Origin of the sequence: Streptomyces sp. NPDC093149 (genome assembly GCF_044754145.1) — a bacterium.
Lineage (GTDB): Bacteria > Actinomycetota > Actinomycetes > Streptomycetales > Streptomycetaceae > Streptomyces.
Genome location: NZ_JBIVON010000005.1, coordinates 254,816 through 278,256 on the forward strand (window position 1 = coordinate 254,816; position 23,441 = coordinate 278,256).

General features: G+C 71.0%; 17 protein-coding genes. 7 read left to right on the forward strand and 10 right to left on the reverse strand.

Translation table 11 applies throughout. The features are described 5' to 3' along the window. Nucleotides 1-10: 10 nt before the first annotated feature. Entirely contained in the window at nt 11-1,639 is a 1,629-nt protein-coding gene (locus ACIQCZ_RS17680; RefSeq protein ID WP_402283220.1) for a protein kinase, read from the reverse strand. A 294-nt stretch (nt 1,640-1,933) separates the two neighbouring features. On the opposite strand from ACIQCZ_RS17680, the gene ACIQCZ_RS17685 reads away from it, so the two are divergent. The 5 genes from ACIQCZ_RS17685 (at nt 1,934) to ACIQCZ_RS17705 (ending at nt 9,795) form a co-directional block, all read left to right on the forward strand. Continuing rightward, on the forward strand, nt 1,934-3,571 hold the full coding sequence (locus ACIQCZ_RS17685) for a protein kinase (RefSeq protein WP_402283222.1): 1,638 nt from the start codon (nt 1,934-1,936) through the stop codon (nt 3,569-3,571). A gap of 1,173 nt (nt 3,572-4,744) precedes the next feature. Then, nucleotides 4,745-5,374, forward strand: a complete 630-nt coding sequence (locus ACIQCZ_RS17690; protein ID WP_402283224.1) for a PadR family transcriptional regulator — start codon at nt 4,745-4,747, stop codon at nt 5,372-5,374. A 136-nt stretch (nt 5,375-5,510) separates the two neighbouring features. After that, a complete protein-coding gene (locus tag ACIQCZ_RS17695; protein WP_402283226.1) occupies nt 5,511-6,284 on the forward strand; it encodes an ABC transporter ATP-binding protein in 774 nt (257 codons plus the stop codon). After that, nucleotides 6,281-9,127 carry an FtsX-like permease family protein gene (locus ACIQCZ_RS17700; protein ID WP_402283228.1) on the forward strand — a complete coding sequence of 949 codons (2,847 nt, stop codon included), beginning with the start codon at nt 6,281-6,283 and terminating at the stop codon, nt 9,125-9,127. The genes ACIQCZ_RS17695 and ACIQCZ_RS17700 overlap by 4 nt, the downstream gene beginning before the upstream one ends. Before the next feature lie 119 nt (nt 9,128-9,246). Then, complete coding sequence (locus tag ACIQCZ_RS17705) at nt 9,247-9,795, forward strand: bacterial proteasome activator family protein (protein ID WP_402283229.1); 549 nt, start codon at nt 9,247-9,249, stop codon at nt 9,793-9,795. A 361-nt stretch (nt 9,796-10,156) separates the two neighbouring features. On the opposite strand, the gene ACIQCZ_RS17710 is transcribed toward ACIQCZ_RS17705, so the two are convergent. The 7 genes from ACIQCZ_RS17710 to pdhA form a co-directional block, all read right to left on the reverse strand. Next, nucleotides 10,157-11,143, reverse strand: a complete 987-nt coding sequence (locus tag ACIQCZ_RS17710; RefSeq protein WP_402283231.1) for an NAD(P)H-quinone oxidoreductase — start codon at nt 11,141-11,143, stop codon at nt 10,157-10,159. Between the two features lie 248 nt (nt 11,144-11,391). Continuing rightward, entirely contained in the window at nt 11,392-12,528 is a 1,137-nt protein-coding gene (locus ACIQCZ_RS17715; protein ID WP_402283233.1) for a potassium channel family protein, read from the reverse strand. Next, complete coding sequence (locus ACIQCZ_RS17720) at nt 12,486-13,982, reverse strand: molybdopterin molybdotransferase MoeA (RefSeq protein WP_402283235.1); 1,497 nt, start codon at nt 13,980-13,982, stop codon at nt 12,486-12,488. The genes ACIQCZ_RS17715 and ACIQCZ_RS17720 overlap by 43 nt, the downstream gene beginning before the upstream one ends. Before the next feature lie 596 nt (nt 13,983-14,578). Further along, a complete protein-coding gene (locus ACIQCZ_RS17725) occupies nt 14,579-15,427 on the reverse strand; it encodes an NTP transferase domain-containing protein (RefSeq protein ID WP_402283236.1) in 849 nt (282 codons plus the stop codon). A 98-nt stretch (nt 15,428-15,525) separates the two neighbouring features. Further along, nucleotides 15,526-17,040, reverse strand: coding sequence for a dihydrolipoamide acetyltransferase family protein (locus ACIQCZ_RS17730; protein WP_402283238.1), 1,515 nt, complete (start codon nt 17,038-17,040; stop codon nt 15,526-15,528). Further along, complete coding sequence (locus tag ACIQCZ_RS17735; RefSeq protein ID WP_402283239.1) at nt 17,040-18,071, reverse strand: alpha-ketoacid dehydrogenase subunit beta; 1,032 nt, start codon at nt 18,069-18,071, stop codon at nt 17,040-17,042. Before ACIQCZ_RS17735 ends, ACIQCZ_RS17730 begins: the two co-directional genes overlap by 1 nt. After that, nucleotides 18,068-19,231, reverse strand: a complete 1,164-nt coding sequence (gene pdhA / locus ACIQCZ_RS17740) for a pyruvate dehydrogenase (acetyl-transferring) E1 component subunit alpha (protein ID WP_402283241.1) — start codon at nt 19,229-19,231, stop codon at nt 18,068-18,070. Before pdhA ends, ACIQCZ_RS17735 begins: the two co-directional genes overlap by 4 nt. Before the next feature lie 261 nt (nt 19,232-19,492). On the opposite strand from pdhA, the gene ACIQCZ_RS17745 reads away from it, so the two are divergent. Beyond that, the gene (locus ACIQCZ_RS17745) at nt 19,493-19,999 is read left to right on the forward strand and encodes an Lrp/AsnC family transcriptional regulator (protein WP_391741521.1); all 507 of its coding nucleotides are present in this window, start codon (nt 19,493-19,495) and stop codon (nt 19,997-19,999) included. A gap of 180 nt (nt 20,000-20,179) precedes the next feature. Here ACIQCZ_RS17745 and ACIQCZ_RS17750 read toward each other — a convergent pair whose 3' ends face one another. Then, complete coding sequence (locus tag ACIQCZ_RS17750; protein WP_402283242.1) at nt 20,180-20,773, reverse strand: TetR/AcrR family transcriptional regulator; 594 nt, start codon at nt 20,771-20,773, stop codon at nt 20,180-20,182. Nucleotides 20,774-20,896: 123 nt separating this feature from the next. Between ACIQCZ_RS17750 and paaN the strand changes: the two genes are divergently transcribed. Continuing rightward, nucleotides 20,897-22,597 (forward strand): phenylacetic acid degradation protein PaaN, encoded by a 1,701-nt coding sequence (gene paaN, locus ACIQCZ_RS17755; protein ID WP_402283243.1) that lies wholly within the window; start codon nt 20,897-20,899, stop codon nt 22,595-22,597. Nucleotides 22,598-22,783: 186 nt separating this feature from the next. On the opposite strand, the gene ACIQCZ_RS17760 is transcribed toward paaN, so the two are convergent. After that, on the reverse strand, nt 22,784-23,434 hold the full coding sequence (locus ACIQCZ_RS17760) for a TrmH family RNA methyltransferase (RefSeq protein WP_402283244.1): 651 nt from the start codon (nt 23,432-23,434) through the stop codon (nt 22,784-22,786). Between the last annotated feature and the right edge of the window lie 7 nt (nt 23,435-23,441).

Consider the following 23,441-nt stretch of genomic DNA (forward strand, 5'->3'; position numbering starts at 1 on the left):
ACAACGCCGGTCACGAGGTGGTGCCCGCCACATTGCCGGTCCCCGTGGACGTGCCGGTGGTGGTTCCGGCGGCCTCGCCACCGGCACCGCCGTCGGCCGTACCCGTGCCGCCGCTGGGGTTCCCGGTACCGCCTTCGGTCGTACCGGTGCCGCCGTCGGTCGTGCCCGTGCCGCCGTCGGTCGTACCTGTACCGCCGTCGGTCGTGCCCGTACCCCCGTCGGACGTGCCGCCGGTGGCCGGGGTGGACGGCTCGGTCGGCGGCGGCTCGACCGGCTGGCTCGGGGTGTGCGACGGGGAGTAGGAGTGCCGCGGCGGCGTGTTCTGCTGGTTGCCGGTGGAGTTCTCCGGCTGTTGGTCCTGCTCGCTCTGCCGGTCGCTCGGCGAGGGCGAACTCTCGGGCGACGGCGACGAGCTGGATGTCTCCGTGGGCTTCTTCTGCTGCCCGGTGTCGTCGCTTCCCGCCGCGTTGACGGCGATGGCGACGCCGACCCCGATCGCGATCAGCGCGAGCACGACGAAGAGCCACAGCTTGCCCCGGCCGCCGCCGCCCTGATGTCCGCCCTCGTAACCACCGTCGTCCGGGTTCATCGGCGGCAGGATCGGGCCCTGCGAGGTGTCCCCGTGCGGCGGGTGCCCCATCGCCATCGTGCCGCCGCCGACGCCCATGGGCGGGGTGTGTCCGCCTTCGTGCATCGCTACGGGGCCGGTGTTCCACGTACCCGTGTGGCCACCCTGCACCTGAAGCATCTGCAGGCTGTACTGGACGAGCCCGCGCATCTCCTCGGCGCTCTGGAACCGGTCGTCCGGGTCCTTCGCGAGCGAGCGCATGACCAGCCCGTCCAGCTCCGGCGGAGCCGCCTCCAGCACGTCGGACGGCGGAACCGGAATGTCCTGCACGTGCTGGTACACGACGGAGAGCGGCGTCTCACCCGTGAACGGGGGCCGCAGTGCCAGCAGCTCGTACAGCAGACAGCCGGTGGCGTAGAGGTCGGAGCGGTGGTCGACGGCCTTGCCCAGCGCCTGCTCCGGGGAGAGGTACTGCGGCGTGCCCATGACCATGCCGGTCTGCGTCATCGTCGACTGCGCGCCGTGCAGCGCACGGGCGATGCCGAAGTCCATCACCTTGACCGCACCCGAGTTCGTGATGATCACGTTGGCGGGCTTGATGTCACGGTGCACGATGCCGTGCTGGTGCGAGTACGCGAGGGCTTCCAGCACACCCGAGACGATGATCAGTGCCTGCTCGGGCGGCGGGGCCTCGGCATTGAGCAGCAGATCGCGGATGGTGCGGCCCTCGACGAGCTCCATCACGATGTAGGGGACGGTCTGGCCGCCCACGACGTCCTCGCCGGAGTCGTACACGGCGACGATCGCGTGGTGGTTGAGGCCGGCGACCGACTGTGCCTCGCGCGTGAACCGGGCCTTGGAGACCGGATCCTCGGCGAGATCGGAACGCAGGAGCTTGACCGCGACCGTCCGTCCCAGTCTGACGTCCTCGGCCGCGAAGACCTCCGCCATGCCGCCCCGGCCGAGCCGGTGGGTCATCCGGTAGCGCCCGTCACCGACGACGCCGCCGATGCCCCAGGAGTCGGTGCCATCCGAAACTCCGCCGCCGTTTGCTTCGGAATCGGGTGCCATCAGTCCTCGCCGTCGTATCTGTCCGCGCGTCCGCGGGTTCTCACGGTGTCTAGCTGCATTGCCACGTCACGCTACAGCCTCCGCCGGACACACCGTTTCCGAGAGGGACGGGCCATCCAACCGGCCGGCGTGCCGCGCGCGCAAATTCCATGGGCTTCCTGTAACGCTTCCGAGACGCTTCTTGTGCGTAGGGTCACGGAACGGGCACCTGGCTTGACGTGTCGTACCCCTCGGGCAGACTTGGCGCGTAATAGGGATCACCGCGTCAGTCGCGCGCCGAGGGGGAAGCAAGTCATGAGCCAGGACGGCGCACACGGCGCTCAGGGGCGCTATGCCGGCGGTTCGGTCGCCGGCGGCCGGTACCAGCTGCGCGACCTGCTCGGCGAAGGCGGGATGGCATCCGTATACCTGGCGTACGACTCCGCACTGGACCGCCAGGTCGCGATCAAGACGCTGCACACGGAGCTGGGACGCGAGCAGTCCTTCCGCGAGCGGTTCCGGCGCGAGGCGCAGGCCGTTGCCAAACTGCAGCACACCAACATCGTCTCGGTCTTCGACACCGGTGAGGACGAGCTCGGCGGCGCGCTGATGCCGTACATCGTCATGGAGTACGTGGAGGGGCAGCCGCTCGGCTCGGTGCTCCAGGCGGACGTCCAGAGCTACGGCGCGATGCCGGCCGACAAGGCGCTCAAGGTGACGGCCGACGTGCTGGCCGCGCTGGACACCAGCCACGAGATGGGGCTGGTCCACCGCGACATCAAGCCCGGCAACGTGATGGTGACCAAGCGCGGTGTCGTGAAGGTCATGGACTTCGGCATCGCCCGCGCCATGCAGTCGGGCGTCACGTCGATGACGCAGACCGGCATGGTCGTCGGCACCCCGCAGTACCTCTCCCCCGAGCAGGCCCTGGGCCGCGGGGTGGACGCGCGCTCCGACCTGTACTCGGTCGGCATCATGCTGTTCCAGCTGCTGACCGGACGCATCCCGTTCGACGCGGACTCGCCTCTCGCCATCGCGTACGCGCATGTCCAGGAGGAGCCGGTCGCGCCCTCCACCATCAACCGGTCCATCACCCCGGCGATGGACGCGCTCGTGGCCCGCGCGCTGAGGAAGAACCCGAACGAGCGCTTTCCCAGCGCCGCGGCGATGCAGGACGAGATCGCGCGCGTGCTGAGCGCGGGCGGGCAGACCGGCGCCCCGGTGATCGTCGCAGGTGGCGGCGCACCGTCGAACAGCGGTTCGGGTGTCGGTTCCGCAGTCTTCCCGCCGGTCGACCAGTCCATCCCGGCGCCGCAGAACGTCCAGACGCCGTACCAGCCGGGCCCGTACCAGTCGGGGCCGTACGGTGCGCCGACCCCGGCCCCCACACCGGCTCCGGCGTACGGATATCCGCAGTCGGCTCCGGCGTACCAGGGCCAGGCCCCGATGTCGCCGATGCAGCAGCAGACCCCGCCGTACACGGTCCAGTCCCGGACACAGACGCATGGCGGCTCCGGCGGCGGCTCCAAGCGGAACACACCGGTGATCGTCGGCGCGATCGTGGTCGCGCTGATCGCGATCGGCGGCCTGATCACGGTTCTCTCGCTGAAGGAGGACCCGCCCTCGGGCGGCTCCTCCGCGAACGAGTCGCCGGCCGCGAGCGAGCACAAGGATCCGGAGCGGAACCGGACGATGAGGACCGAGGACTGCACGGACGCCTTGGAGGATTCGAACGACCCGGAGAAGGTGGACGCACCGAAGTTCCTGTACAAGGACTTCCTCTCCGCGAAGGCCTGCGCGGATGCGGCGGGCTGGACCCTCAAGAAGATCAAGGTGCCGGGGAACGCGTACGCGGAGGACCAGGTCATCGACCAGTTCCCGACCTCCGGGACGGCCGTCGACAAGACGGGCGCCCACTTCGAGCTGCGCGTCGCGACGGGCGACCCGGCCTGAGCGGGCGCACGCGCGGGGCATGGATGCGCGGGCGCCCGGGGGCAGAGGTACCCGGGGCATGGGCAGGAAACGGGCGCGAGTGACGGCCCGGTACTTGTGAGGGCGGCTCTCCGGGCCACGTACGCATAGCAGTGGCTCTGAGGGATCGACCCGAACGAGGATCGACACGAGCCAGGACCGACGCGAACCGAGATCGGCACGAGCCGGGATCGACGCGACCCGGGATCGATACGACCCAGGATCGACGCGAGCACAAGGAGGGTGTCGCGAGCACAGTTGGTGCCGTACACCCGAGATGCCGGACATATCGTCACATGTGACGCTGCCCTCATGGCTCCAGGACTTCTCCCTTCACGGTCCACGAGGTGCGTGGTCGGTCTCATATTCTCGGCGGGCGCCGCGCTGGGGGCCGCCCCGGTCGAGGCGCACGCCCAACAGCGCGCACCCGGCGGATCGCCCGGAGCGGTCGGCGCCTCGATGACGCCGCCCCCGGCCGCACCAAACACACCTTCCGCCCGCCCCACGAACCCCGGTGCCACACCGTCAGCCGATGCTTCGGCCACCCCCTCTGCCACCCCTTCGGCCGAACCCTCGGCGATATCCACAAACGGCGCCTCGGTCGCCCCCGCACCCCCGGCGCCCTCCCCGCCCTCTTCTCGACCCCCTTCCCCTTCCCTCTCCGCCTCCGCCTCCGCCTCCGCCTCCGTCGATCCGCCCGCCCCCGCCTCCGCACCCCCCGACACCTCGGCCGCCGAAGGGGCGGCGCCCCCCGACGCCCAGCCCCCGCTCGCCGGGCGCGAGGCCGGGGAAGGCAGACCGCGCCCCGGGCGGCCGCTCGCGCCGTGGGACCTCGCGCACGCGGACAGTTCTCCCGACGGGACCGACACACGCCCCGCGGCGAGCGATCCGGGGCCGGCACCCAGCGTGACACCGGCGGCGAACACGTCCCCCGCAGCCGGCCGGCTCGCACCCCAGGCCCTCGACGGCCCCGTCGTGCGGCAGGTCCGACACGTGTCGCTGGGCGCCGGAATCGCACTGATAGGACTGGGGCTCGGCTTCCTGGCGCTCCGTATGCGCCGCTCGAACTGAGACGCCCCGCACCCCTCCCCAGCAGCCCCCACACGCTCCGGCCGGCAGTTGCGTCCACCAGCATACTCGGTATACATACTCAGTATGTCGATCCGTCATGGGCTGCTGGCCCTGCTGGAGCGGGGCCCCAGATACGGCTCCCAGCTCCGTACCGAATTCGAGTCGCGCACCGGCTCCACCTGGCCGCTCAACGTCGGTCAGGTGTACACGACACTGAACCGGCTGGAGCGCGACGGCCTGGTCGTCCAGGACGACGAGGACGACCAGGGGCACGCCCTCTACGCCATCACCGACGACGGCCGTACCGAATTGCAGAGCTGGTTCGAGACGCCCGTCGACCGCAGCAGTCCGCCGCGCGACGAGCTGGCCATCAAGCTCGCCATGGCGGTCGGCGCGCCCGGTGTGGACATCCGCGCCGTCATCCAGTCCCAGCGCCGCCACACCGTGAAGGCGATGCAGGACTACACCCGCCTGAAGGCGCAGGCGCTCACCGATGCCCCGGCCAACCGCGACGAGGTCGCCTGGCTGCTCGTGCTCGAACAGCTGATCTTCCAGGCGGAGGCCGAGGCCCGCTGGCTGGACCACTGCGAGTCCCGGCTGATCCGCCTCGCCGAGGCCGCCGCCACGGAGCCGGAGCCCGGGGTACGCGCCACCGGGCGCACCCCGGCCGCCCGCACTCCTGCCCGCGCCGCCCGCCCGCACGGCCGGCGCTGACCACATACCACCGCGCGTACGCATCCCGGCTTCCGTCGCCACGACGGACCACCGCGTACCCGCCCTGTCCGGCGTCGGACCGCCTCGGCGCCCCGACGTCGGCCCCAGAACCCGTTCCAAGGGGGGAACCACCACCATGTCCTCGCGCGCCCCGTCCCGATCCGCGTCCGGCCCACCGCCGGCCGCGGACACACCGGTGCTCGAACTCCGAGCACTCACCCGCACCCACGGCACCGGCATCGCCGAGGTGCACGCCCTGCGCGGCATCGACCTCTCCGTGCACACCGGTGAACTGGTCGCCGTGATGGGCCCTTCCGGCTCCGGCAAGTCCACCCTGTTGACCATCGCGGGCGGTCTCGACACCGCGACCAGCGGCCAGGTCGTCATCGAGGGCCAGGACATCTCCGGTCTCGGCCGCAAGGGCGTCGCCGCCCTGCGCCGCCGCAGCATCGGCTACGTCTTCCAGGACTACAACCTGATCCCGGCGCTCACCGCCGCCGAGAACATCGCCCTGCCGCGCGAGCTCGACGGCGTCTCCGTGCGCGCGGCCCGCAAGGAGGCGCGGGCGGCGCTGGAGGAGATGAGGCTCCTGGAGATCGCCGACCGGTTCCCGGACGAGATGTCCGGCGGCCAGCAGCAGCGTGTCGCCATCGCCCGCGCGCTGGTGGGGGACCGGCGCCTCGTGCTCGCCGACGAACCGACCGGGGCGCTCGACTCGGAGACCGGCGAGGCCGTGCTCGCGCTGCTGCGCAAGCGCTGTGACCAGGGCGCGGCCGGCGTCATGGTGACGCACGAGCCGCGGTATGCGGCCTGGGCGGACCGGGTCGTGTTCCTCCGGGACGGATCGCTCGTCGACCAGACGCTCGCCTCCGACGCCGACTCGCTGCTGGCCGCCGAGGGCGCCGAGTGAGCGTCTTCACGGGCTGGCGCGCCTCCCTCCGCATGGCCAGGCGCGACGCGATGCGCGCCAAGGGCCGCAGCGCACTGGTGGTCGCGATGATCGCGATACCGGTACTCGGCGTCACGGCCCTCGATGTGACGTACCGCAGCGAGAATCCGTCCGTCGCCGAGACGCTGACCAGCGAAATGGGCTCCGCCGACGCGCTGTTCAGCGACGAGATGATGGGGCCCATCGAGCAACTCCCCGATGGGGCGGTGAGCCACGTCTACATGGGCGTGGACGACGCACCGTCCCTGGAGAACGGCGACCCGCTCGACATCAGGACGACATTCCCCAAGGGTTCGCGGGCGATCAGCATCCAGTCCGTCCCGGCGAGTGTCACCACCCGGTACGGCGTCACGAACACCGACATCGTCGAGTTCCGGACGTCGGACGCGATGGCGCGCGGCAAGATCGACCTCGTGCGCGGCGCCTACCCGCACGGCAGGGCCGAGATGGCCGCCACCGAACCGTTCCTGAAAGCGACCGGGCTGCACGTCGGCTCGACCACCACCGTGCGCAACACCGGTCGGACGTACACCATCACCGGCGCGGTCGAACTGCCCGGCGATCTGAGGGCCGAGGCGCTCTACGCCGACCCCGGTGCGGTCATCGCGCCGTGGCAGGACAGGGCCGACCACGACAAGAAGGTGCTTCCGCCGAACGCCGGGACCACGGACTGGCTGGTCAAAGGCCCCGCCGGGGTCGGTGTGACCTGGCCGGACGTCATGGAGGCCAACAAGTCGGGCGTGCTCGTCACGTCCCGGCAGGTCGCCCTCGACCCGCCGCCGGACTCCGAGGTCCCGCTGATGGCCAGGAACCCGCGGATGGCCGACGGGGGCTCCGGAGAGCTCAGCACGGCACTCGTCACCGTGATCGCCATGGCGGTCCTGGAGATCGTGCTGCTCGCCGGGCCGGCCTTCGCCGTCGGTGCACGCCGTTCCCGCCGTCAACTCGGCCTCCTCGGCACCTGCGGCGGAGACAAACGCCATGTCAGGGCTGTGGTGCTGGGTGGCGGTCTGGTGCTCGGCGGCATCGGAGCGGTGACGGGTGTCGTGCTCGGCCTCGGGCTCACCGCGGCTTTCCAGCCCATGATCGAGAACTGGGCCGGACACCGCTTCGGCTCTCTGACGATCGCGCCGCTGGAGTTGCTGGTCATCGCCGCGATCGGTCTGATCACCGGTTTGTTGGCGGCGTTCGCCCCGGCGATCGTGGCAAGCCGGCAGTCCGTACTGGAGTCGCTGACCGGCCGCCGGGGCGTACGCCGCTCCTCGCGCGTGCTGCCCGTCCTGGGCGCCTGCGTGCTGGCGTTCGGCGCCGCGACCGCCCTCTACGGCGGCACCAGCGGGAACGCGACACTCGTCGCCGGGGGCTCGATGGTCGCCGAACTCGGTCTGCTCGGCTGCATCCCGGTGATCGTCGGCCTCCTCGGGCGGCTCGGCAGGAGGCTGCCTCTCGCGCCCCGGATGGCGCTGCGCGACGCGGCCCGCAACCGCGGCCGTACCGCTCCCGCCGTCGCCGCGGTGATGGCGGCCGTCGCGGGTTCGGTGGGCATCGCCACGTACATGGCCAGCAGTACGGCCCAGGCCGAGTACAACTACGCTCCCTCGCTCATCCCGGGGACCATCATCGTCTCGGCCTCCGACGAGAAGTCGGCCGAAGAGCTCCCGCGGGCGCGGGCGGCCGCGGAGCGGAGCATGGCCGTCACCAGCGGACACGCGGACTTCCGGCGGGTCTGGGCAGGAACCGACTGCTACGGCTACGAGGAGAACCAGTGCGGCTCGCTGGAACTGGTCAGGCCCGGCGGAAAGGCCCACACGTGCCCGCTCAACCGCCAAGGCGCCAAGGAACTCGCCGCGCGGCTCTCCGCCGACGAGCACAAGAAGCTGATGCGTTCCCCCGCCTGCCTCGGCGACCAGATGTCATCGGGAGTCTTCAACAGCGGCGGGAGCGACATCGTCGTCGCGGACGCGGCCCTGCTGGACACGTACGTGAAGCTCCACGACCCCGCGGCCGCCAGGGCACTGGCCGCGGGCACACCGGTCCTGCTCAACCCGGTGTACGCCGAGAACGGCGAGGTCACCGTCAAGTCGGTCCATCGGTACAGCGAGAAGGACAAGAAGAACTGGAAGCTGCACCCGGGCAAGGCACGGACCACCCTGGACAAGCTCAAGGTGTACGTCGCCCCGGCGAAGTACGCGTCCACCCCCGGAATCCGCCTGATCCTTCCGAAGGGGACGGCGGAGCGGCTCGGCCTGCACACCAGGCTGTCCGGGAGCGTGTATACCGTCGCCCATGCCCCGACGAACGCCGAGCAGCAGCGGGTTTCCGGCACCATCGCGCAGGCCGGCGGCGGAATCTGGGTGCAGTCCGAATACGGCTTCGGCGGGCAGGACAACACCGTACTGCTGATCCTGACCCTGTTCGCCGGCGTGGTGACGCTCGGCGCGGCCGCGATCACGACGGGCCTCGCCAAGGCGGACGCGGAGGCCGATCTCAACACCCTCAGCGCGGTGGGCGCGCCTCCGGGCGTACGGCGGAAGCTGTCCGGCTTCCAGTGCCTGGTGGTGGCACTCACCGGTGTGGTGCTCGGCACCCTGGCCGGCCTGGTGCCCGCGGTGGCGCTGCGCTTCGTCGACCTGCGGGAGGCCCTGCAGGCGATGCAGATCGACCCCACACAGTCGGCGTACACGCCGATCGTGCTGCCCTGGGCGACCATCGGTCTGCTCGTCGTGGGCATTCCGCTGCTGGCCGGGGCGCTCGCGGCGGCGTTCACACGGTCGCGCCTGGTGCTGGCGCGGCGGGCCGGATGAGCGCGCTGGCGGTGCGGTGAACGGCCTGACCGGCTGATTCGGTGCCCCTGCGAACGGTGGATCAACCGTTTGCGGGGGCACCACCGTGTTGTACGGCAGGTGTGCGAGACAATGACGCCATGGAGATGCCGAGGAATGAACGGTCGCAGGAGCACCCCCAAGTCCTCGTGGTGGGGCAGGACGGCATGGCGATCGGCGGCGGTGGCACTGACGACGAATCGCGTGAGGTCCCGGTGACGGAGATGGTCGAACAGCCCGCGAAGGTCATGCGCATCGGCAGCATGATCAAGCAGCTCCTGGAAGAGGTCAGGGCGGCTCCTCTCGACGAAGCGAGCCGGGTCAGGCTCAAGGAGATCCACGCGAGTTCCGTGAAGGAGCTGGAGGACGGCCTCGCGCCGGAGCTGGTGGAGGAGTTGGAGCGGCTCTCCCTGCCGTTCACCGAGGAGTCGGTGCCGTCCGAGGCGGAACTCCGGATCGCGCAGGCCCAGTTGGTGGGCTGGCTGGAGGGCCTCTTCCACGGCATCCAGACGGCTTTGTTCGCCCAGCAGATGGCGGCGCGGGCACAGCTGGAGCAGATGCGGCGCGCCCTTCCGCCGGGGAGCGGTCACGAGGACGAGAACGGCAGCGGGGACCAGCACGGGGCCATCAGGACCGGCCCGTATCTCTAGTGCTGTGGCCGGAAAGGTTTGCCGGGAGGCTCGCGGCGTCCGGTGTGGTGCGTCGCAAGGCGGAGGATCGCCCTCGTGCTGGATGCACTCGGGTGATGCGACAACGCGGCGAGGTGCCGTACCGGGCGCCGCGAGCCGGTGAACCTTTCCGGCCACAGCACTAGGGCCGCTTCTCCGGTGCCGGGGCGAGGCGCGGCACCGGGACACGCGAGCCCGGCGTGATCCGAACGAGAGGTCCTGGGCCCGGCGCACATGGTCGACGACCTGTGCGCCGGGCTTTTTCCCGCACGATGCGGGAGGCACGGGCCGGGATGTGGCGTGGAGCGTGTGCCGCGAGGATGTGGAGCGGGCAGGCGGCGCGTCAGCCGGCGGGGGTCTGCAGAAGCACTTTTCCGATGTGCGCGCTGGACTCCAGCACCCGGTGAGCCTCGGCGGCGTCGGCCATCGGCAGCGTGCGGTCCACGATCGGCCGGACCACGCCGTCGGCGATCAACGGCCAGACGTGCTCGCGTACGGCGGCGACGATGGCGGCCTTCTCGACGAGCGGGCGACCGCGCAGCGAGGTCGCGGTGATGGCGGCACGCTTGTTCAGCAGGGCGCTCAGATTCAGCTCGCCCTTGACGCCGCCCTGGAGGCCGATGATGGCCAGCCGGCCGTTGACGGCGAGCGCCTTCACGTTCCGGTCCAGGTACTTCGCGCCGACGATGTCGAGGATGACATCCGCGCCGGCCCCGTCCGTCGCCTTGCGCAGCTCCTCGACGAAGTCCTGTTCCCGGTAGTCGATCAGGATGTCGGCGCCGAGTTCCGCGCAGCGCTCCAGCTTCATCGGGCCACCGGCGGTCACCGCGACCTGTGCGCCCACGGCCTTGGCGAGCTGGATCGCCATGGTGCCGATGCCGCTGGACCCGCCGTGCACCAACAGCGTCTCGCCGGGGCGAAGGTGAGCCACCATGAACACGTTCGACCAGACGGTGGCCGTCACCTCGGGCAGCGCGGCGGCCGAGGCCAGATCGACACCGGCGGGTACGGGCAACAGCTGTCCGGCGGGTACGGCGACCTTCTCCGCGTAACCGCCGCCGGCGAGCAGTGCACATACCTCGTCGCCGACCGACCAGCCGGTGACACCGGGCCCGACCGCCGAGACGTGGCCCGCGCACTCCAGGCCCGGGTACGGGGACGCACCGGGCGGCGGGTTGTAGAACCCCTGTCGCTGCAGCACGTCGGCGCGGTTGACCGCGCTGGACACGACATCGATGAGGACCTCGCCCTCGCCGGCTACCGGATCGGGCACCTCGGCCCATACGAGCGCCTCGGGGCCACCGGGTTCGGGGATCGTGATCGCATACATGGCGGCGAGGCTACTCCGTGACGCGGGCCGGACGACGGCGTCGCGGCGGTGAGCCGGGAGGCGGCGGAGGGGGCCGGACGGCCGTGGCGGGACGGGCGGCGGGCCGGACGGCCGTGGCGTCGGAACGGCCATGACCGGGGCGTCGGGACGCCGGGACGTCGGGGCGTCGGGGCGTCGGGACGCCGTGAGCCCACCTCATGCAGCGAAGGGCCGCGGCGACGGGGGCGAACCGCACCGGAGCGACACCCCTACGAGAGCGGGCCCCCCGTGACCGGGTTGCTCACCGGCGGCTCGTTCGAGGCACGCACGATGGTGATCAAACGGTCCGTCAACTGCAGTGGGCTGGCCGCCGGGTCGTCGTAGCCGATCAGCCGATGTCCGCGCAGCACGCTGACCACGAGATCATCGGTCTCCCGGACGTTCTTGCCCACCTCGGCCTTTATCACCGGCCGCTCGACGAGATCGAGACCGCTGCCCTGCTGGATCAGGTCCTCCATCACCGTGCCCGCGCTGGGGCTGAGAACGGAGAGGCCGAGTAGCCGGCCCGCCGCGCTGGCGCTGGTGATCACGGCGTCCGCACCGGACTGCCGCAGCAATGGAGCGTTCTCCTCCTCGCGCACCGCGGCGACGATCTTCGCCCCGCGGTTGAGCTGTCGCGCCGTCAGAGCCACCAGCACCGCCGTGTCATCGCGCTGAGTGGCGATGATGATCTGCCGCGCCTTCTGGAGCTCGGCCCGCAACAGCACCTCGCTGCGGGTCGCATCGCCGACCACTCCCACGAACCCCTCGGCATTGGCGATCTCTATCACCTTGGTCGCCGGGTCGACGATGACGATCTGTTCCTTCTTCAGGCCGGTGGCGCGCAGGGTCTGGATGGCCGAACGTCCCTTCGTGCCGAAGCCGACGACAACGGTGTGGTCACGCAAGTTGGTTCTCCAACGCTTCAGCCGAAAGTCCTCGCGGGTCCGTTCCGTAAGGACCTCAAGAGTGGTACCGACCAGGATGATCAGGAAGAGCACCCGCAGCGGTGTAATGAGCACCACATTGGTGAGCCTGGCGACGTCCCCGTACGGGGTGATGTCGCCGTAGCCGGTGGTGGAGAGGGTGACCGTCGCGTAGTACACCGCGTCCAGCAGGTCGACGTTGTCATCTGCGGCATCGTGGTATCCGCCGCGGTCGAGCCAGACGATCAGCACGGTGACGGCAAGCACCATCAAGGCCATCAACAGCCGCTTGGCCACCTGACGCGCCGGCCCCTGGACGACCCTGCGCGGGAGCAGCACCCGCGTGGGCGCGACATACTCGTCGGCACGCCTGGCCATCGCATCGTGACCGGGAAGTTTCACGTGAAACACCCTTCCGTCCACGGCGTCGCCGAGGCCCACGGTAGGTCGAGGATCTCCACCTCGGTGCCGGACCGTACCCCGCCAGGTGGCACGACGGCCAGCCCGTCCGCCACAGCAACCCCCCGAAGCATCGCCGGACCGTTGTAATGCAGCGGTACGACATGCTCGGCGCCGCTGCCGCCTCCCATGCTGCCGAAGCCGCCGGCGCCGGTACTCGCTCTGCCCGCTCGGTGGACGACGGGCACCAGACGGGTGTCGTGCGGGTGCCCATGCACCTCGTCGCGCACGACGACCCGGTGCGATGTCTCCAGTGCCCGTCCGGTCAGCCCGCGGAGCAGCGGTTCGGCAAGCGTGAGGAGCCCGGATACGGCGGCCAGGGGGTTGCCGGGCAGCCCGACGAGATACGGGCCCGCGTCGGAGTCCTTCGTCCTGAGTCGGGCCAGCAGCATCGGATGGCCGGGGCGGACGGCAACTCCGTCGACCAGCAATTCGGCTCCGATCTCGGCAAGGACCGGGTGGACGTGGTCGACGGGTCCCGATGCCGTACCGCCGGTGGTGATGACCAGATCGGCGCCGGACGTGGTGAGAGCCCGCCGGAGGGCGTTCACGTCGTCGCCGAGTCGCTGCGGCGCGGACACCTCGGCGCCCAGCGCGGACAGCCAGGGGCCGATCATCGGGCCGAGCGCGTCACGGATCAGCCCGTCGTGCGGCAGGCCGCTGGTCAGCAGTTCGTCACCGAGGACGAGGACCTCGACACGAGGGCGGGAGACAGCGAGCAACTCGTCGTACCCGGCAGCGGCGGCCAGACCGAGGACGGCGGGCGTCACCAGGGTTCCGGCGGGAAGGAGTTGATCTCCGGAACGGCATTCCTGGCCACGAGGCCTGATGTCCTGCCCGGGAAGTACCTGGTGTTTCGCGTGAAGCAGCCCTTTGGCCTCGTCCACGTGAGCGTGTTCGCTGCGGATCACGGCGTTGGCGTCCGCCGGGATGCGCGCGCCGGTGGCGATCCGTACGGCAGCCCCGTCGGGGAGCACGGCGGGGGCGCCGTGTCCGGCGAGGATGCCGAAACCCTGGCCGGGGCACGAGCCGGCACTCCCGTCCCGGGTTCCCTCCTTGGCCCGGACTCCCGCCCTGTCGTCGGCTCCGTCCCTGTTCCCGGCTCCCTCTCTGCCCCCGGGCTCGTCGAACTCGCGGATGATCCACGGCCCCGGCCCGGTGACGACCCAGCCGTCCATGGCGGAGGTGTCGAAGGACGGTAGATCGGTGAGTGCCACGAGCGGCTCGGCCAGTACGCGTCCGACTGCCTGATCGAGGGGGATCCGCCGGGCGCGGACGGGGACGTCGCGGCCCGAACGTGCGGCCAGGGCGCGGGCCGTTCGCCAGGGCGTCGCCCGGCTGTGCCGCTCACGTCCGCGGGGCCGGTCGGCGCTCTGGTCCGGGGGCGGGACCGCAGCTGTGCCCGCACCCTCCTCCGCGGGCCGGGGCGGGTTCATGAAATACGGCTGCCCCGGTGCGCGGGATCGGTCCGGGGAACACGGCTGCTCCGACGAACGGGAGTCCGCGCGGTGGGGCTCGTCCGCCGGCCGAGGCCGGCCGGCGAGGTGGGACTGGTCCGCAGAATGAGAGCGCCCTGTGGTGGACCAGGGCTCGGCCGGCGACCGGCGCCCGACCAGCGCGAGCGCCTGTTCAACGGCCCGTTCCTCCTCGGCGGCCCGCAATTCCTCCGGGGTCGGTCCCCGATCCGCCGACAGAGAGCGTCCGCCTCCTGAGGGTGAGCCGACCACCGAGGACGAACCGCCCGCCGAAGACGTACGCGCGGACAGAAACCGGTCGCCCTCCGAAGACGCCCCACCCGCCGGAGACACCCCGACCGCCGAGAACGGATCAGCCGCCGGAGAACTGTCGCCGGACTCCGATCCACGATCGGCCGAAGCCGGACGGTCGCGGACAGAGGACCCGACACCCGCCGAAGCCCCGACCCCCGCCGAGGGACCGACCCCCATCGAGGGATCGGCGCTCGCTGAGGGACCGGCGCCCGTCGACGCGACGTCGACGGCAGGAGGCAGGTCGGATCTGCTGTCGTCGGCCGTCATTGCGTCTCGTTCTCGTCAGCCCACCGAAGGGCGAGCGCGGCGGCCCTGCGAGCGGCCTCGGCAACCGCCGCCGGGCCATCACCGTCGCTGCTCGCCTTCGCCGCCGCGTAGCCGACCAGGAAGGTCGTCAGGGGCGCGGCGGGCCGGGCGACGCCGTGAGCGGCGTCACGGGCCAGGTCGAGCAGGACGTCGGTGTCGACGTCGAGGTCGATACCCAGTTCGCTCTTGACTGCGGTGATCCATTCATCCAGCACGGTTCCATGCTCTCTGATGCGGGCACGGGCCGACGCAATGTCCTCCCAGGTGTCGCAGTCGAAGGAGGCGAGAGGACCGGCCTCCACCCGGGCGAGGTCGAGCTCATTCGTCAGCAACCGCAGGGGAAGCCCGGACAGGCTGCCGTGCTCGGCGGCGAGCAGGGCGAGCTCGCGGCGCAACGGTTCGGCACGGTAGACGGCGACGAGAGGCTGATCGCGACCGTCCTGATCGGTGCACAGGGCCCCGTCGCGCTGTCCTTCACCGGCGGCGGCCAACAGAGCTCCGACGGTGCCCTTCCCCAGGAACGGCAGATCGGCCGAGAGGACGAGGACCCACTCCGCGGTGGTACGCCGAACCCCGGCGTCGAGCGCAGCCAAGGGGCCGCCGCCCTGCGGTTCTTCGCGCGCCCAGATCACTGTGCGCACCGTGGGCCGCCGCCCACCCACCACCACGGTGGCCGAGGCATCGGTGCAGGACGCCAGCACCCGGTCGAGCAGCGCACGGCCACCGACCAGGATCCCCGGCTTGTCGGCGCCGCCGAGCCGCTTGGCAGCTCCTCCGGCCAGAACGATGGCGTCATACGCGGTCATGCATCCGAGTATGCGGGCCGCGGCCTCCCGTCGATCCGCCCGGTCCCCAATCCGGCGGATCGACGGGGGAGAGAACGAGAGCCCGCGGCCGATCTCGCCTACAACGTGCGCAGCAGCAACGCCGGTTGCTCCACGCAGTCGGCCACGTAGCGCAGGAAACCGCCCGCCGTCCCGCCGTCGCAGACCCGGTGGTCGAAGGTCAGCGAGAGCTGGACGACCTGGCGTACGGCCAGCTCGCCCCCGTGCACCCACGGCTTGGGCACGATCCGGCCGACGCCCAGCATGGCCGCCTCCGGGTGGTTGATGATCGGGGTCGAACCGTCGACCCCGAACACCCCGTAGTTGTTCAGTGTGAACGTGCCGCCGGTCAGCTCCGCCGGGGTCAGCCTGCCGTTCCGGGCCGCCTCGGTGAGCCGGGCGATCTCGGAACCGATCGAGTCCACGTTCCCGGCGTGCGCATCCCGGACGACCGGAACGACCAGGCCCCTGTCGGTCTGGGCCGCGAACCCGAGATGAACCTCCGGCAGCCGTACGACCTCCCGCGCCTCCGCGTCCACCGTGGAGTTGAGCTCGGGGAAGCGGGCCAGCGCGGCGACGCAGATACGCGCCAGCAGGGCGAGCACCGTCACCTTGGGGCCGGCGGCCGGACCACCAGTGCTGTTCATCGCGGATCTGGCGGCCATCAGCTCGGTGGCGTCGACGTCGACCCAGCACGTGGCATCGGGGATCTCCCGCCTGCTGCGCGCCAGCTTGTCGGCCACCGCGCCGCGTACCCCACGCAACGGGATCCGCTCCACGGCCGGGCCGGCCACCCCCCGCGCCACCGGGGGCCGCAACGAGGGTTCCGAAACCGCCCCCGGCACCGATCCCGGCACCGGAACCGAGACCGGGACCGTGGTCGGCGGAGGAGCCGCCCTCTGTTCGTCCTTCGCCCTGATCGCGGACTCGACATCGGCCCGCAGGATCAGCCCGTCGGGCCCGGACCCCGCCAGTTGCCGCAGGTCGAGGTCGTGCTGCCGCGCCAGCTTCCGTACCAGCGGGGAGACCACGGCCACCGGCCCCCGCACCGGGTCCGCGTCCGGCACAGGTGCGGAACTCGCGGCCTCAGCCGTCGCAGGTGGGGCAGCAGGCGCCCCCATCGCCTCGGGACGAACCCGCCGACGGCGCGCCGATGGTGCGCTCGTCCCGTACCCGACCAGCACATTCCCGGACGACTCCGCCCCGCCCGAGCCGAATCCCGGCCCCGCAGCCGACGCCGCCACCGCGGCCCCGGCCCCCGTGACCGAGCCCGAACCCGAGCCCGTGCCCGTCCCCGCGACCGCCGCTCCCCCGGACCCCGAGGCTCCCTCAGACCCCACGACTCCCTCGGTTCCCACCGCCACCGTCAGCAGCGGCGCCCCGACCGGAAGCTCCACGCCCTCCTCGCCGAACCGCGCGGTCACCACGCCGCCGTACGGGCACGGCACCTCCACCATCGCCTTGGCCGTCTCCACCTCGACGACCGGCTGGTCGATGGCGACGACATCACCGACCTCCACCAGCCAGCGCACGATCTCCGCCTCGGTCAGCCCCTCGCCGAGGTCCGGCAGCTTGAATTCGAGTACCTGAGGCATCAGCTCTCCGCCTCCCACTGCAAACGGGCAACCGCGTCGAGCACCCGGTCCACGCCCGGCAGATGGTGCCGCTCCTGCATCGGCGGCGGATACGGAATGTCGAACCCGGTGACCCGTAGCACCGGCGCCTCCAGATGGTGGAAGCAACGCTCGGTGATCCGGGCCGCGATCTCGCCGCCCGGACCGCCGAAACCGGAGGACTCATGGACGACCACCGCGCGCCCCGTACGCCGCACGGAAGCGGCCACGGTCTCGTCGTCGAACGGCACCAGTGAGCGCAGATCGACGACTTCGAGATCCCAGCCCTCTTCGACGGCCGCTTCCGCGGCCTCCATGCAGACCGGCAGCGACGGGCCGTATGTGATCAGCGTCGCGCTGCGCCCGGGTCGACGGACGACGGCGCGTCCGATCGGTTCCACCGTCACCGGAGTCTCGGGCGACCAGTCGGCCTTCGACCAGTAGAGCCGTTTCGGCTCCAGGAAGACCACCGGGTCGTCGGAGGCGATCGAGGCCCTCAGCAGCCCGTACGCGTCCTCGACGGTGGCGGGCGTGACGACCTGAAGGCCGGGCGTCGCCATGTAGTACGCCTCCGAGGAGTCGCTGTGGTGCTCGACCCCGCCGATCCCGCCGCCGTACGGCACCCGCACCGTGATCGGCAACGGCATGGCACCGGCCGTCCGGTTCCGCATCTTGGCCACATGGCTCAGGAGCTGTTCGAACGCGGGATAGGCGAAGGCGTCGAACTGCATCTCCACCACGGGCCTCAGCCCGTACATCGCCATGCCGACAGCCGTGCCGAGAATGCCCGCCTCGGCCAGCGGGGTGTCCGTGCAACGGTCCTCGCCGAACTCCTTCGCCAGGCCGTCGGTGATCCGGAAGACGCCACCGAGTGTGCCGACATCCTCACCGAGGACGTGCACCGTCGGATCCTCGGCCATCGAGTCGCGCAGCGCTCGCCCGAGCGCCTGCGCCATGGTGGCGGGTTTGGCCTTCGCCGTACGCTCTCCGGCCGGCGCCGCTGCGGTGGTCATCGCCCTTCCTCCACGTCGTTGTGGCCGTGCTGCTCCTGCTCGGCGTCCAGCTCCACACGCAACCGCGCTGCCTGCTCCCGGAGTTGCGTGGTCTGTTCCGCGTAGACATGGGCGAAGAGATCCATCGGGTCGAGCACCGGATCGGCGTTCATCCGCTCGCGCAGAGCCGCCGCCATCCGCTCCGCGGCCACGCGCGCCTCCTCGATCACGTCGTCGCCGAGCAGCCCCCGCCCGGTCAGCTCCCGCTCCAGGAGCTGGATCGGATCGTGCGCACGCCATGCCTCCACTTCGCTCTCGACGCGGTACCGAGTGGCGTCGTCGGCGTTCGTATGGGCGTCCATGCGGTACGTCACCGCCTCGACGAGCGTCGGACCGCCACCGCTCCGGGCCCGCGCGACCGCCTCGCCGAGGACCTGGTGCACGGCGGCCGCGTCGTTGCCGTCCACCAGCCGGCCCGGCATCCCGTACCCCACGGCCTTGTGCGCGAGGGACGGCGCGGCGGTCTGCTTCGCCAGCGGTACGGAGATCGCGAAACCGTTGTTCTGTACGAGGAAGACGACCGGGGCCCGCCAGACAGCCGCGAAATTCAGCGCCTCGTGGAAATCGCCCTCACTGGTCCCGCCGTCACCGACCATGGCCAGCGCCACCACGTCGTCGCCCTTCAGACGCGCCGCGTGCGCCAGGCCCACGGCGTGCGGCAGCTGGGTGGCAAGGGGCGTGCACAGTGGTGCGATGCGGTGCTCGCGCGGGTCGTAACCGGTGTGCCGGTCACCGCGCAGCAGGGTCAGTGCCTCGACCGGGTCCAGGCCGCGCGCCACGGCCGCCAGCGTGTCGCGATAGCTGGGAAAGAGCCAGTCCCGCTCCTCCAGCACCAGGGCGGCCGCTATCTCGCAGGCCTCCTGCCCCGTGCTCGACGGGTAGACGGCGAGTCGGCCCTGCTTGGTGAGAGCGGTCGCCTGTGCGTTGTACCGCCGGCCGCGGACCAGCTCCTTGTAGAGCCGCCGCAGAAGCTCGGGGTCGGCATCGGCCGCGGCGTCCGTGCCGAGCACGCGGTACGGCTCGGGGTCCGGGAGCAGCGGCGCGGGATCCGTGAGCGGCTTCCAGGCCGGGGGCGGCGTGGGCCGGTAAGCAGCCGCGCCGGGCAGCTCTTGGACCGTCATGACAAGCACCTCCTGGCATCGAGGGTTTCGAGCGGCGTCTGGCGGCATCGGGGGTCGTCCGATGCCGAGGGTGTCGAAATGCATCGAAATGTCGAGCGCTGTCCGAGGCACGGATGTGGTGTGCCTCACCTACCGATTGTTCGGTCGCGAGCGCATTTTGGCTACAGGCGCCTTCAGCCTGTGGACAAACGGTTCTCCACAGCCTGGGATAGGGGCAGGTCGTCCAGGACAGGGAGGCGCGGGCACATGTCAGCTGAACAAATGGCCGATGGGGGCGAGGGCTCCGGCCAGGTTCCGCCCGCGCGCCCGCTCGACGCCATCGACCGCGACATCCTGCGGCTGCTCCAGACGGACGGCCGCGCCTCGATACGCTCGGTGGCCGATCGCGTCCACGTGTCCCGGGCCAACGCGTACGCCCGGATCAACCGGCTCGTCGAGGACGGCGTGATCCGCGGTTTCAGCGCGCGGGTGAACCATGAACGGGCGGGGCAGGGCGCCTCCGCGTACATCACGCTCAAGATCGTCCAGAATTCCTGGCGCACTGTTCGCGAGCAGCTCCAAGCGCTGCCGGGGGCCACGCACATCGCGCTCGTCAGCGGCGACTTCGACGTCCTGCTGCTGGTGCACACCCCGGACAACCGGTCACTGCGCGAGCTGGTCCTGACCAGGATCCAGGCCATCCCGGAGGTGCTCTCCACCCGCACACTCCTGGTGTTCGAGGAGACGGACCTCGCCCCGGGGCCGGACCGGCCGACCGAGCTCACGTGACGGAAACCGGAATCCGAACCGGGAACACAACTCGCCCCGCCGCGGGGCTCGTTCACGCGCGCAACCCGCTCACGCACGGAATCCCTTCAGAAGCCGTGCCGACGGACAGGAACCCGGGCGAACGCAGCAAAGCGGTCGCGCCGCAGGACGGTGCCCCGGCCCTCTCCCGGCGACAACCGTTCAGCGGCTGGACCGCATCCCGTCGAAGGCGACCCGGACGAGCGTGTCGGCCAGCCGCTCCCCGTCGAAACCACCGTCCGGTTGCGGGCGGTACCACTCCACCAGCGAGTTGACCATTCCGAAGAGCAGCCGTGTCACCAGCCGTATGTCCACGTCGGAGCGGAGATCGCCGTCCGCGACCGCCGCTCGCAGCAGATCGGTCACCCGGTGATCGAACTCGCGGCGGCGTTCCATGGCCCAGCGCTCGGTCTTCGTGTTTCCCCTTACGCGCAGCAGCAGCGTGACGTAGGGCAGTTCGGCTATGAGCACATCGACGGTACGCCGGGTGACGTACTCGACCTGCTCGATCGCACGTCCCTGCGTCGCCCCCGGCTCGTCGAGAATCCCGAAGAGGCCGTCCAGCGCCCGGCTCACCGCACGGCGGAGCAGTTCCTCCTTGCCCGCGACATGGTGGTAGATGGACGACTTGGAGATGCCCGCCGCCCTGGAGAGATGCTCCATGGACGTGCCGTCGTAGCCGCGCTCGTTGAAGACACGGACGGCGACGGTGAGCAGAGTCTCCGGGGTGTACGTGTCCCGCTTGGCCGTGGTCATGTCCGCGATCCTCCCCTACGAGTTGTCCACAGGTTTGGCGGGCCCCCTTGTCCCGACCGATCGTTCGGTTACTCTAACTCTGTCCGCCCGTCCCTGCCCAGCTCGATGAGGAGTTGGTCCGTCATGGCCGCCGAGCTCTCCCCGCACCTGCTGTCCGAGAAGCACCGCCCCACGCTCGACCAGGCCCTCGACGCGATCCGTACGCGCGCCTACTGGTCCCCGCACCCCGAGCACCCGAAGGCGTACGGCGAGGGCGGTGCCCCCGGCAGTCTGGGCGCCGCCGAGGGCAAGGCCGCCTTCGACGCCGCGCTGCACACCCGGCTCGACCTCGGCCAGCCGGGCACCGACGGCTGGACGGGCGGAGAGATCTCTCCGTACGGGCCCGAGCTGGGCGTCGAGTACCCGCACGCCGACCTGGACGTCCTGCTTCCCGCGATGCGTACGGGCATGGCCGCCTGGCGCGCGGCGGGCCCCGAGACCAGGGCCCTGGTCTGCCTGGAGATCCTCGCGCGCATCAGTGCCCGGACCCATGAGTTCGGCCACGCGGTGATGCACACCAGCGGCCAGGCCTTCATGATGGCGTTCCAGGCGGGCGGCCCGCACGCCCAGGACCGCGGCCTGGAAGCGGTGGCGTACGCGTACGAGGAGCAGATCCGCACTCCGCAAAGCGCCGACTGGTCCAAGCCCCAGGGCAAGCGCGATCCGCTCCGGCTGCACAAGTCGTTCGTCGCGGCACCCCGTGGCATCTCGCTCCTGATCGGCTGCAACACGTTCCCCACGTGGAACGGCTATCCCGGGCTCTTCGCCTCCCTGGCCACCGGCAATCCGGTCCTGGTCAAACCGCATCCGCGCGCCGTGCTCCCGCTGGCGCTCACGGTGCAGGTGGCGCGCGAGGTGCTCGCCGAGGCGGGCTTCGACGCCAACCTGGTCGCTCTGGCCACCGAACGACCGGGTGAGGGCATCGCGAAGACCCTGGCGGTCCGCCCCGAGATCAAGATCATCGACTACACCGGATCCACCGCCTTCGGCGACTGGCTGGAGGCCAACGCCCGCCAGGCCCAGGTCTACACCGAGAAGGCCGGAGTCAACACGATCGTTCTCGACTCCACCGACAACTACCAGGGGATGCTCGCCAACCTGGCGTTCTCCCTCTCTCTGTACAGCGGCCAGATGTGTACGACCCCGCAGAATCTGCTGATCCCCCGGGACGGCATCACCACCGATGCCGGCGACAAGACGTACGACGAGCTCGTCGACGACATCGCGGCCGCGGTCAGCGGACTGCTGGGCGACGACTCCCGGGCGAACGCGCTGCTCGGCGCCCTGGTCAACCCCGATGTGAAGGCCCGTCTGGACGCGGCCGCGGAGCTGGGGGAGGTCGCCCTGTCTTCCCGCGAGGTGGCCAACCCGGAATTCCCCGACGCCGTGGTCCGCACCCCTGTCGTCGTCAAACTGGACGGCACCAAGCCGGACGACGAGGAGCACTACCTGTCGGAGTGCTTCGGGCCGGTCTCCTTCGCGGTGGCGGTCGACTCGACCGCCGACGCCGTGGAACTGCTCCGCCGCACGATCCGTGACAAGGGCGCTATGACGGTGGGCGCGTACACCACCTCACCGGAGGTGGAGCGCGCGGTGGAGGACGTCTGCCTGGACGAGTCGGCCCAGCTCTCGCTGAATCTGACCGGTGGGGTGTACGTCAACCAGACCGCGGCGTTCTCCGACTTCCACGGCTCGGGGGGCAACCCGGCTGCGAACGCAGCCCTGTGCGACGGGGCCTTCGTATCAAACCGCTTCCGCATGGTGGAAGTCCGCCGCCAGGCGTAGCCCGCGTTCCGAGCCATCGGCCCGCCCCTCCCCGTCCGCGCCGGATATCCGCGCCCTGGGGCCGGGGCGGGGCCCCGGCCCCAGGGCCCTCGCCCATGTGAAGGGGCGGGTGGCGGGGACAGCACGCGACCGGGTGCCCAATGCCCCGTCCGTGCACGTACCCGTACCCTTACCGCGCCGCCGGCGTCAGGCCCCCGGTTTCCGTCCGTCCCCCGGAATCGCCGCATACCTCTGCACCCACGCGTGCATGGCGATCGCGGCCGCGGCCCCCGCGTTGATCGACCGCGTCGACCCGAACTGAGCGATGGAGCACACCATGGCCGCGTGCTTGCGGGCCTCGTCGGTCAGTCCGGGCCCTTCCTGCCCGAAGAGCAGCACACACCGCCGCGGCAGCTCGGTCCGCTCCAGCGGCACCGCCCCCGGCAGATTGTCGATCCCGATGATCGGCAGCCCCTCCGCCGCCGCCCACGTCGTCAGCGACTCCGTGTCGGGGTGGTGCCGCACATGCTGGTACCGGTCGGTGACCATCGCGCCGCGCCGGTTCCAGCGCCGCCGCCCCACAATGTGGATCTCCTTGGCGAGGAAGGCGTTCGCGGTGCGCACCACGGAGCCGATGTTGAAGTCGTGGCCCCAGTTCTCGACCGCCACGTGGAAGTCATGCCGCCGCAGGTCCAGATCGGCGACGATCGCCTCCCGCGTCCAGTACCGGTAGGCGTCGCCCACATTGCGCCGGTCGCCGTCGGCAAGCAGCTCGGGGTCGTACCGCTCGTCCGCGGGCCAAGGCAGCGGGTGCGGCCCGACGCCGATCTCCGTTCCGAATCCTTCGTCGTACTGCATCGGTTCC

Bases quoted from the DNA above. Each gene is read 5' to 3' on its own strand.
- ACIQCZ_RS17725 (WP_402283236.1), bottom strand. From the start codon at position 15,427: ATGACCGCGTATGACGCCATCGTTCTGGCCGGAGGAGCTGCCAAGCGG.
- ACIQCZ_RS17745 (WP_391741521.1), top strand. From the start codon at position 19,493: ATGGCCGATGGGGGCGAGGGCTCCGGCCAGGTTCCGCCCGCGCGCCCG.
- ACIQCZ_RS17695 (WP_402283226.1), top strand. From the start codon at position 5,511: ATGTCCTCGCGCGCCCCGTCCCGATCCGCGTCCGGCCCACCGCCGGCC.
- paaN (WP_402283243.1), top strand. From the start codon at position 20,897: ATGGCCGCCGAGCTCTCCCCGCACCTGCTGTCCGAGAAGCACCGCCCC.
- ACIQCZ_RS17720 (WP_402283235.1), bottom strand. From the start codon at position 13,982: ATGAACCCGCCCCGGCCCGCGGAGGAGGGTGCGGGCACAGCTGCGGTC.
- ACIQCZ_RS17735 (WP_402283239.1), bottom strand. From the start codon at position 18,071: ATGACCACCGCAGCGGCGCCGGCCGGAGAGCGTACGGCGAAGGCCAAA.
- ACIQCZ_RS17705 (WP_402283229.1), top strand. From the start codon at position 9,247: ATGGAGATGCCGAGGAATGAACGGTCGCAGGAGCACCCCCAAGTCCTC.
- ACIQCZ_RS17710 (WP_402283231.1), bottom strand. From the start codon at position 11,143: ATGTATGCGATCACGATCCCCGAACCCGGTGGCCCCGAGGCGCTCGTA.
- ACIQCZ_RS17690 (WP_402283224.1), top strand. From the start codon at position 4,745: ATGTCGATCCGTCATGGGCTGCTGGCCCTGCTGGAGCGGGGCCCCAGA.
- ACIQCZ_RS17730 (WP_402283238.1), bottom strand. From the start codon at position 17,040: ATGCCTCAGGTACTCGAATTCAAGCTGCCGGACCTCGGCGAGGGGCTG.
- ACIQCZ_RS17760 (WP_402283244.1), bottom strand. From the start codon at position 23,434: ATGCAGTACGACGAAGGATTCGGAACGGAGATCGGCGTCGGGCCGCAC.
- ACIQCZ_RS17680 (WP_402283220.1), bottom strand. From the start codon at position 1,639: ATGGCACCCGATTCCGAAGCAAACGGCGGCGGAGTTTCGGATGGCACC.
- ACIQCZ_RS17750 (WP_402283242.1), bottom strand. From the start codon at position 20,773: ATGACCACGGCCAAGCGGGACACGTACACCCCGGAGACTCTGCTCACC.
- ACIQCZ_RS17685 (WP_402283222.1), top strand. From the start codon at position 1,934: ATGAGCCAGGACGGCGCACACGGCGCTCAGGGGCGCTATGCCGGCGGT.
- pdhA (WP_402283241.1), bottom strand. From the start codon at position 19,231: ATGACGGTCCAAGAGCTGCCCGGCGCGGCTGCTTACCGGCCCACGCCG.